Source organism: Sulfurimonas sp., from assembly GCF_028694895.1.
In the GTDB taxonomy this organism is placed as follows: domain Bacteria; phylum Campylobacterota; class Campylobacteria; order Campylobacterales; family Sulfurimonadaceae; genus Sulfurimonas.
Map to the genome: position 1 here is coordinate 24,997 of NZ_JAQVKA010000012.1, position 9,801 is coordinate 34,797.

Here is a 9,801-nt window from a genome sequence, read left to right on the forward strand (position 1 = left end):
AGTCAAGGTAATTGAGCTACTTTAGGCGTTTTCTTTTTTCGTTTTCATGAAGAATGAAAAATTCTAAACCGCCTATTTTTTTCGTGATAACAAGTTTTTTAGAAATCAACTCTTTAAGGCGTAGCTTACTCTTTTCATCAAAGAGTAGGTCTATGTCCTCTAGAGTTAAAGGTCTTTTATCAAGCGTGTTTAAAATGTCTTCATCACTATAGGGTGCGTTATTTGGCTCCGCATGAACTCTTGAAGCTATATGTATAGGAAGTGAACTATCAAACAGATGTGAAGCCTCATAAAGCTCTTTATAGCTAAGTCCAACAACTGGGTAAGCAGGCGGTCTATCAATAGTGCCTAAATCTATTCTAGTTGCTTTTACTTTTAGTAAAACTTCATTTAGTTTAGAGATCTCTTCTTTTGTATCATTTAATTCATGAACAAAGAGTATCTCTATAAAGAGTTTTCCTTTATAAACTTGTGAAAACTCTTCCACTCTTTGAACTATTTTGTCTATCTCTATATCTTTGTAAGGTCTATCTATTCGCTTAAAGACGCTTGGAGTGATAGCGTCAAGTGAGAGTTTTACTTGATCAAGCTTTAGAAGCAAAGAAAATACTTTGTCATCAACAAGTGTTGCGCTATTTGTTAAAATAAGTGTTTGAGTGGAGTTTTTTATCTTGTTAATTTCATCGATAAGTTCTTCTAGGTGTGGATAGAGTGTTGGTTCACCGTTTGCAGTTAACGTAATAACGTCTATCTTATCATGTAGATGAGTTTTTAGCTCATCAATGATAGTAGATACTTCAACTACGTCTACTTGTTTATCTGTTGTGGCACTTGGAGCTAGTTCGCAGTAAAGACAGTCAAAATTGCACTGTTTTAGAGCAGGGGAGAGATCTATACCCAAAGAAGAACCAAATCTTCTTGAGTTTATAGGACCAAAGATTGTTTTCACTTATTTTTTACTAACTCTATGACACTCTTTAATAAAGTGTTTTGCATTCTCTACTGGAACATCTGGAAGTATTCCATGACCAAGGTTGAAGATATGTCTTTTTCCGCCCATTACTTTTTGAATAGCCTCAACAGACTCAGTAGTTGCCTCTTTTGAGTAGAGTCTACATGGCTCCATATTTCCCTGAAGAACATATTTACTTCCAAGCTTCTCTTTTGCTAAGTCCATTGGTGTTGACCAATCAACTCCAAATACTTCAAAATTTCCATACACTTTATCTAAAAATGCAGGTATTCCTTTTGGAAACATAATGATAGGAATATGAGGATATTTTGATTTTAGATACTCTGCAATTTCGACCATATATTTCCATGAAAATTCATCATATTTTGATGGCTCAATTGCTGCTGCCCATGAGTCAAAGATTTGAACTACATCTATGCCAGCTTCTATCTGTTTTTGCATATATAACTTTACAACTTCAGTCACTTTTGCAAGAATCTTATGAAGAAGCTCTGGATTTGAGTACATCATCTTTTTGCAGATATTGTATGTTTTTGTTCCCTCTCCCTCTATCATATACGTAGCAAGTGTCCATGGAGCTCCAGTAAAGCCTATTAGTGCCTTATCGTCTGCTAGTTTCTCTTTTATAAGCTTGATAGTGTCATAAACATAAGTCAGTTTTGAAGCTGCCTCATCACCGCCTATGAGTCTATCTAGGTCAGCTTCATCTTTTATAGGGTCATCAAACTTTGGTCCTTCTCCTGTAACAAACTTCAAGTCCATTCCCATCTCAAGAGGAATTACTAAGATATCACTAAAGAGTATCGCAGCATCAACTCCAACAATATCTACTGGTTGAAGAGTTACTTCACAAGCCTTTTTAGGGTCATGGCAAAGATTTAGAAAGTTTCCAGCTTCAGCTCTAACTTTCATGTACTCTGGAAGATAACGGCCAGCTTGACGCATCATCCAAACAGGAGTGTATGGAGTCTCTTTACCAAAACATGCATCTACAAATATTTTACTCATTTTAATCCTTGATATTATTTTAGTGACTTTTTCCGACTTTACTTAAAAAATAAAGGCCAACCGAAACAGCTGTTATCGATAGAGCCAAATATAGCAAATCTAAGGCGCCGTTATATGTTGTAAGTCCTACCTTTTGGAAAAACCCAACAACTAAAACCATAACGATAACTTTAGATATTTTATCTTTTAATTGATCTAGCGAATGAACTGCTAATAGCTGATTTTCACATCCATCTTTATCTTTTGCTGGGTCTAAATCTGAAATGAAAAGTTCATAAAGACCAAAAGAGAAGATAATCATCACAACACCAATAAGATAAAGGTCCACTGCACCTATAATTCCGCCAACAACCTCTTCATGGAAGTGCTCAGGATGAGAGTTTGTTATATAGGTATTTATAACAAATTTTGCTGTTTCAAAAACATCAAAGCTTGCAACTACAAAAAGTAAAATTGCGCCAATGAGTCCAAAAATTACAGCAAGAAGTATTATAAATCTTGAGTTCCACAATCCATTTTCAAAAATTCTCTCTAGCACTGGTTACTTTTCCTCTTCCATTTCAATCCATTTTTGAGCTATGCGAACAGCGTTTGTTGCAGCGCCAACTCTTAAGTTGTCAGCTACTACAAACATATGGAGGATTGTTTTGTCAAAATTATCTACTCTAATGCGTCCTACAAAAGTTTCATTTTTCTCTAGCGCAATTGAAGGCATAGGATAGATTGATTTTTCCGGGTTATCAAGAATAACGATATTTTCTGCTTTTTCTAAAATTGCTCTTGCTTTGTTCGCATCAACTTCACAAGCAAATTTTACACTTATAGCTTCTGCATGTCCACGAAGAGTTGGAACTCTAACACATGTAGCACTTAGAGGAATCTCTCTATGCATGATTTTGGTAGTTTCATTTACCATCTTCATCTCTTCTTTTGTATAACCAGTGTCTAAAAATTTATCGATTTGAGGGATAACGTTTAAAGCAATTCTATGAGCAAAAGCTTTTACTTCTGCATCATCAAGTTTAAAAGCAAAGAATGATTGCATCTGTGCTACAAGCTCTTCCATAGCGCTCTTTCCAGCCCCAGAAGTTGCTTGATAAGTACTAACATCAATTCTTAGTATTTTATATGCATCATCAAGAGGTTTTAAAGCTTGAACCATTTGAATAGTTGAGCAGTTTGGATTGGCAATAACTCCAGTTTTTTTCCATTTTGCGATATCTTGTGGATTTACTTCAGGTACAACAAGAGGAACGTTTTCATCCATTCTAAAGTGAGATGTATTATCGATTACTACAGCTCCAGCTTTAACAGCTGAGGCAGCAAACTGAGCACTCACGCTTCCACCAGCTGAGAAGAGTGCTATCTCGATATCTTCTTCTTCAAAAATAGTATCCGTTAGCTCTTTAATTACTACATCTTTTCCAGCATACGATACTTTTTTTCCAGCGCTTCTTGAACTTGCTAGTGGAATAAGCTTGTTGATTGGAAAATTCACCTCTTGTAAAATTGCTAATATCTCTTCTCCAACGGCTCCGTTTGCACCGACAACTGCTACATTATACTTTTTTGACATATTTTGTTCCTTATAAATTTATACATTTTATTTACTAAAACCTCTTGAGCTTAAAAAGAGTCCCTCAGGAGCAATTTCATCTGTATCACTCAGTATTACAGCTCTCTCAACTACAGAGATTAACTCTCTAATATTTCCTGGCCAATTGTAAGCTAAGAGCTGTTTTTTTGACTCATCTGAAAAACTTTTTAATTCAAAACCATATTTTACACAATTTTGTTCTAAAACTTTTTGAGCAATCTCTAAAATCTCCTCTTTTCTCTCAACAAGTGGTGCAATCAGTATAGGAATAGTGTTTAGACGGTAGTATAAATCTTCTCTAAAGTCACCATCTTTTATCTTTTGCTCCAAATCTGCATTTGTAGCAGCAACAACTCTTATGTCAATCTTTGTACTTTTTGAAGAGCCAAGACGTCTTACCTCTTTTTCTTGAAGTGCGCGAAGTAGCTTTGCTTGAACGCCATAAGGCATCTCAGCTATTTCATCTAAAAAAAGAGTCCCGCCATTTGCTAGTTCAAACTGTCCAGCTTTCGCTTCAGTTGCGTCTGTAAAAGCGCCTTTTTCAAATCCAAAGAGCTCACTCTCTATGAGGTTATCTGGGATTGCGGCCATATTTATTGCTATAAAAGGTTTCTTTGCTCTAGGGGAGTTCTCATGTATAAAAGATGCAAAAACTTCTTTACCAACACCACTTTGACCTAATAGCAAAATGCTTGCATCAGTTTTAGCAGCTTTTCTAGCAATATTTAGAGCTGATTCAAGTGCTTTTGAGGTTCCATAAAAACCATTATTGTTAACACTTTTTGGCTCTATACTTGTAACTTTTTTTACTTTTTGTATTTTATCTTCTCTTCTTATAGCAGATATCAAAGTATCTACATCAAAAGGTTTTAATAAAAAATCTTTAACTCCAAGATGAATAGACTCTATAGCTCTTTGAAGAGTTGCATTTCCAGTCATAATAATAACTTCAAACTTTCCCTCAAGTGCCTTTACAAACTCTATTCCATCCATTCCAGGCATGTTTATATCTGTAATGATAAGATGAAAAGTATCATCGATGCCCTTTAGTGCATCTTTTGCATTTTTAAATGTTTTGATTTCAAACTCTTTATAATCGCTCATCGCGATTTCAAGAGATTTTCTCATATTGATATCATCTTCAACTATTGCAATTTTCACTAAATTTCACCTTATCTTAAAGGGGTGATTTTAGCTAAAGTATCATTAATATCGACTTTGAAGCAAGTTGTTCTTAGTGTAAGCGTTGTGGTTGAGCTGTTTTGTAGATTTGTAGTTGTCTCTTTATGTTCAACATGAAGACCGAGTTTATGAATATAGTCTATAAATTCAGTAGAGTTTTGAGAGATTATTTTTTTTAAGTCATCTTGAGAATTAGTATATAAAAAAAGTTCTGAGTAAGGGTTGCCGTTACACTTTTTCATACTCTTTGAAACAAGAAGTGTTTCATTATATAGGGTGGCATCTTTGACTATGTATCTGTAGGAGATAAGATACTCGCTCGCACTAAGTGAGAGAGAGTATAGAACTATTATCGAGCAAAGTCTGAGTGTGAAATTACAATCTCCATCTCTACTTCGCATAAGCCCTCTTTAAAAGTTGTTTCAACAATGTCTGCATTTCTAACTATTGCTTGAATGTATGTACGGATTGTTGATTTTTGAACCATCATATTTTTGATAGTATCTTGTCCATCAACACGAACGCCTTTTATTTTTTCAGCAATTGATCTATATGCATCAGCAATAGCAGCTCTTTTAGCAAGTGCATAAGCTTGAGCAGGAGAAGATGTATTCATAGGTGCAACACCTTGACCAATAACTGAGATGTGCATAGATTTGTTTTGTTTTAAAATCTCCTCTTGTGCTGCCATAGTAGCTAACTCTTCTTCTCTTTGAGCTTTAACTTGAGCGAGTTTATCCATTGTTCTTTGGCTCTCTTCTCTTGCTTGAGTAGCTTGGATTGTTGCAACAGCCGCTTCTTCTTTAGCCTTTGTAGCTTCTGCACGAACTGCTGCTAATTCAGCATTTGTTTGCTCTACAACAGTAGTATCAACTACGAGAACTTTATCAGCTCCAAAAAGTGATGAAACACTTAAAAGCATCGCAAGTAGTATAGAATATCTCATTGTTTGTCCCTTGGTGTGGTTTAATAATCTCTTCTTAAGCATCTACTATTCCAATTCATCTGAGCCAAAAATTGAGTCATCATCTTCGTCTTCTTCTATAGGTTGTTTTGGACAACGAGAAACGTTTACAACATCATCACCTTTTACAATATAGACACCGCTTGTATTCCTACTTGATTTAGAGATGGTTTGCATATCAACTCTTATCATTTTTCCAGCTTTTGTAAGAGCCATCATGTCCATATCTTCATCTACCATAAGACATCCGACAACATATTTTCCAGTTTTAGCAGTCATTTTCATAGCTATAACACCGCTTCCACCACGGTTTGTTAAACGATACTCTCCAGCATCCGTACGTTTACCGATACCTTTTTCACTAACTATGAGTATCTCTTCTTCATCATTTGCAATTATGTTAGCATCAACTACTTCATCTTCTGCGTGTTTAAACTTGATACCTCTAACACCTCTTGTATTTCTACCTTGATCACGTGTTTTTTCAATATCAAACTTTATACACTGTGCTAATTTAGTTACTATAAAGAGATACTGTATGCTCTTATCAGCGATTTTAGCTGTAATGATAGAGTCATCATCATCAAGACTTATTGCTCTTACACCATTACTTCTGATGTTTGAGAATTCGCTTAGATTTGTTCTCTTTACAACACCTTTTTTAGTGAAGAATACTAAAGATTTATCTTCACTAAAGTCAGTTGTTGGGTTGATTGATTGAATTTGCTCATCTGCTACAAGGTTTAGAAGATTTACAACTGCTTTACCTTTTGCTGTTCTGCTTCCTTCTGGAATCTTATAAACTTTAAGCCAGTGAAGTTGTCCACGGTCAGTTACAAAAAGAAGTGTATCGTGTGTGTTACATGTAAAGAATCTCTCTATAAAGTCATCTTCATAAATAGTAACAGCGATTTTACCTTTACCGCCTCTTTTTTGTTTCTCATATTGTGCTAGTGGAACTCTTTTAATATAGCCTCTATGTGTAATTGTTACAACCATTGGCTCATTAGGTATAAGGTCTTCTATATCAATGTCATCATAATCATCTTCTATATCTGTTCTTCTTACATCAGTATATGTAGCTAAAATTTCATCAAATTCTACATCGATGATTCCATGAAGAACTTCTTCACTTTTTAAGATTGATTCTAAGTAAGCGATAAGCTTGATAAGCTCAAGAAGTTCGTTCTCGATTTTTTCACGCTCAAGGCCTGTTAATCTTCCAAGACGCATATCCACAATGCTTTGAGCTTGAATAACACTAAAGTCAAACTCTGAAACAAGGTTGTCTCTTGCGTCTTCAATATTTTTACTTGATTTTATAACTCTAATAATCTCATCAATAATATCAAGAGCTTTTTTTAGACCTTCTAAGATATGCGCTCTTGCTTTTGCTTTTTCAAGGTCAAAAATTGTACGACGAATGATAATTGTTTTACGGTGATTTATAAAGTGTTTTAAAATATCAATTATTCCAAATATTCTTGGCTCTTGATTTAAGATAGAGAGCATGATGATTCCAAAAGTTACCTGCATGCTAGTTTGCTTAAAGAGGTTATTTAGAACTATTTCACTCATTGCATCTTTTTTTAGCTCTATTACAACACGAATACCATCACGGTCAGATTCATCACGAATCTCTGAAACGCCATCAATCATCTTGTCTTTTACAAGGTTTGCAATGTTTTCAATAAGACGAGCTTTATTTACTTGGTAAGGAAGCTCATCAATGATGATAATATCTCTGTTGCCTTTTTTCTCAATATGAACTTTAGCACGAACCTTGATGCGCCCACGGCCAGTCTCATAAGCGTCCATTATCCCTTTTTTACCAAAGATAGTTCCGCCAGTTGGAAAGTCAGGTGCTTTAATATGCTCCATTATCTCATAAAGCTCAATATCAGGATTTGCTAATAATGCTTTTAATCCAAGCATAATCTCTTGAGGATTGTGCGGAGGAATATTTGTTGCCATACCAACAGCGATTCCAGATGAACCGTTGATTAAGAGGTTAGGAACACGAGTAGGCATAACATCAGGCTCTTTTGTTGTGCCGTCATAGTTGTCTATCATGTTTACTGTGTTTTTCTCTAAGTCTTTTAGTAACTCTCCAGCATACTTTGTCATCCTAGCTTCAGTATAACGCATAGCAGCAGCGTTGTCTCCATCCACTGAACCGAAGTTTCCTTGGCCATCTACTAGTTGCATTCTCATAGAGAAGTGTTGCGCCATACGTACAAGCGCATCATAAACAGCAGTGTCGCCGTGCGGGTGGTACTGACCAATAACGTCACCAACAATACGCGCCGATTTTTTAAACTTTGATCCATGAGAGAGACTTAGTTTATCCATAGCGTAAAGGATTCTTCTGTGAACAGGTTTAAGCCCATCACGAACATCTGGAAGTGCACGACCGACAATTACACTCATAGAGTAATCAAGGTAACTACTCTGAAGCGTCTCTTCAATGTTTATGCTTTGAATATTATCGTTGTTTAACAAGTTGCTCATATAAAACACCTAATCTTTTTAATATTGAAAAATTAATTCTATGAATGGTATCTCAATATCGCTTAAGAGTTATGTAAAAAATAAGAAAAAATAAATAACTCATCATCGGTGCGGAGATAGAACAGTTGATTAAAAAATAATCATAAAATTGATTAATGTCATAAATTAAGCATGTATAATTTGAGCAGAAATATTATACAAAGGTATAGAAGATGAAAAGGTATCTCTTAAGTGTGTTATTACCCTCTTTTGCGTTTGCAGAGGATTCGTTAAATAGTGGCGACACTGCTTGGATGTTAGTAGCAACTGCTTTTGTAATGTTAATGACACCAGCTGGATTAGCACTATTTTACGGTGGTTTGACACGTTCAAAAAATATACTTAATACAATGGGTATGAGTTTAGGTGCTTATGCTGTTGGAACACTTGTTTGGGTTGTGGTAGGTTACTCTATAGCATTTGGAGATGGTGATATTATAGGAAGTGGTAAAGTTATGTTAATGAATATCACTTCAGATACTCTAAGAGGTAGTATTCCAGAACTTTTATTTGTTGCATTTCAGGGAACTTTTGCAGCAATTGCGGTCGCGATTGCTAGTGGTTCTATGATTGAGCGTGTAAAATTTTCTACATATATAGTTTTTGCTGCTCTTTGGGTAGCTCTAGTTTATGCGCCTGTTACTCACTGGGCATGGGGCGGAGGAGAGACTCTTAACTTTGGCGAGATGGATTTTGCGGGGGGAACAGTTGTTCACTTAAATGCAGGTATTGCTGGTTTTGTTGTTGCTATGATACTTGGACGCAGAAGAGACTATGGCAAAGTTGCTATTAAGCCATTTTCTCCAGTACTTGTAGTTCTTGGCGCATCACTATTGTGGTTTGGATGGTTTGGCTTTAATGCAGGTTCACAACTAGCTTCTGATGGTGTTGCTGCTTCTGCATTTTTAGTTACAAATGTTGCTGCATCACTGGGTGTAATTGGTTGGATTATTGCAGAGTGGTTAGTTTATAAAAAAGCAACTTTAATCGGAGGAGCTTCTGGTGCAGTTGCAGGGTTAGTTGCTATTACTCCAGCTTCTGGAAGTGCAGGGGTAGATGGTGCAATTATAATAGGTCTAATCGGAGGAGCTATTGGTTTTTTTGGTGTAGCAAAACTTAAAAATATGTTTAAAGTTGATGATGCTCTTGATGCATTTTGGATTCATGGCTTAGTTGGCATCTGGGGCTCAATTGCAACGGCTATATTTATAGCACCTTATGCAATGAGTGAAGGCTATAACATCTCTTCTCAGCTTCTCAGTCAAGTTAAGGCAATAGGGTTAACAATACTTTACAGCGCTATTGCAACAGCAGTTGTCTATTTTATAGCATCTGCACTTACGGGTGGTGGCAGAGTTGATGATGAGAGTGAGAGTAGAGGTTTGGATGAAACAGTCCATGGAGAAAAGGCAATAAATCTTTAGATTTTCTCTAATTGATTATTTGCCAAAAAGAGTAAATGTGGTTACAATTTTAAACTAAATTTGGAGAGATTATTATGAAAAGAGTAGAAGCGGTTATTAAACC

General features: G+C 35.7%; 9 protein-coding genes. 1 reads left to right on the forward strand and 8 read right to left on the reverse strand.

The annotated features are described in order from the left end of the window. Nucleotides 1-16: 16 nt before the first annotated feature. Genes PHI38_RS03140 through gyrA form a run of 8 tightly spaced genes read right to left on the reverse strand, consistent with a single transcriptional unit; the run spans nucleotide 17 to nucleotide 8,235 of the window. Nucleotides 17-949 (reverse strand): radical SAM protein, encoded by a 933-nt coding sequence (locus PHI38_RS03140; protein ID WP_299852718.1) that lies wholly within the window; start codon nucleotides 947-949, stop codon nucleotides 17-19. Then, nucleotides 950-1,981, reverse strand: a complete 1,032-nt coding sequence (gene hemE / locus PHI38_RS03145; protein ID WP_299852721.1) for a uroporphyrinogen decarboxylase — start codon at nucleotides 1,979-1,981, stop codon at nucleotides 950-952. Nucleotides 1,982-2,000: 19 nt separating this feature from the next. Further along, the gene (locus PHI38_RS03150) at nucleotides 2,001-2,519 is read right to left on the reverse strand and encodes a YqhA family protein (RefSeq protein WP_299852725.1); all 519 of its coding nucleotides are present in this window, start codon (nucleotides 2,517-2,519) and stop codon (nucleotides 2,001-2,003) included. Nucleotides 2,520-2,522: 3 nt separating this feature from the next. Beyond that, nucleotides 2,523-3,557 carry an aspartate-semialdehyde dehydrogenase gene (locus PHI38_RS03155; RefSeq protein WP_299852728.1) on the reverse strand — a complete coding sequence of 345 codons (1,035 nt, stop codon included), beginning with the start codon at nucleotides 3,555-3,557 and terminating at the stop codon, nucleotides 2,523-2,525. Between the two features lie 27 nt (nucleotides 3,558-3,584). Next, nucleotides 3,585-4,739, reverse strand: a complete 1,155-nt coding sequence (locus PHI38_RS03160; RefSeq protein WP_299852731.1) for a sigma-54 dependent transcriptional regulator — start codon at nucleotides 4,737-4,739, stop codon at nucleotides 3,585-3,587. 11 nt (nucleotides 4,740-4,750) lie between these two features. Further along, on the reverse strand, nucleotides 4,751-5,161 hold the full coding sequence (locus PHI38_RS03165; protein ID WP_299852734.1) for a hypothetical protein: 411 nt from the start codon (nucleotides 5,159-5,161) through the stop codon (nucleotides 4,751-4,753). Further along, nucleotides 5,110-5,706, reverse strand: coding sequence for an LPP20 family lipoprotein (locus tag PHI38_RS03170; protein ID WP_299852737.1), 597 nt, complete (start codon nucleotides 5,704-5,706; stop codon nucleotides 5,110-5,112). The genes PHI38_RS03165 and PHI38_RS03170 overlap by 52 nt, the downstream gene beginning before the upstream one ends. Nucleotides 5,707-5,751: 45 nt before the next feature. Beyond that, nucleotides 5,752-8,235, reverse strand: a complete 2,484-nt coding sequence (gene gyrA / locus PHI38_RS03175; protein WP_299852740.1) for a DNA gyrase subunit A — start codon at nucleotides 8,233-8,235, stop codon at nucleotides 5,752-5,754. A 212-nt stretch (nucleotides 8,236-8,447) separates the two neighbouring features. Between gyrA and PHI38_RS03180 the strand changes: the two genes are divergently transcribed. Continuing rightward, on the forward strand, nucleotides 8,448-9,698 hold the full coding sequence (locus tag PHI38_RS03180) for an ammonium transporter (protein WP_299852743.1): 1,251 nt from the start codon (nucleotides 8,448-8,450) through the stop codon (nucleotides 9,696-9,698). The last annotated feature ends 103 nt before the right edge of the window (nucleotides 9,699-9,801 follow it).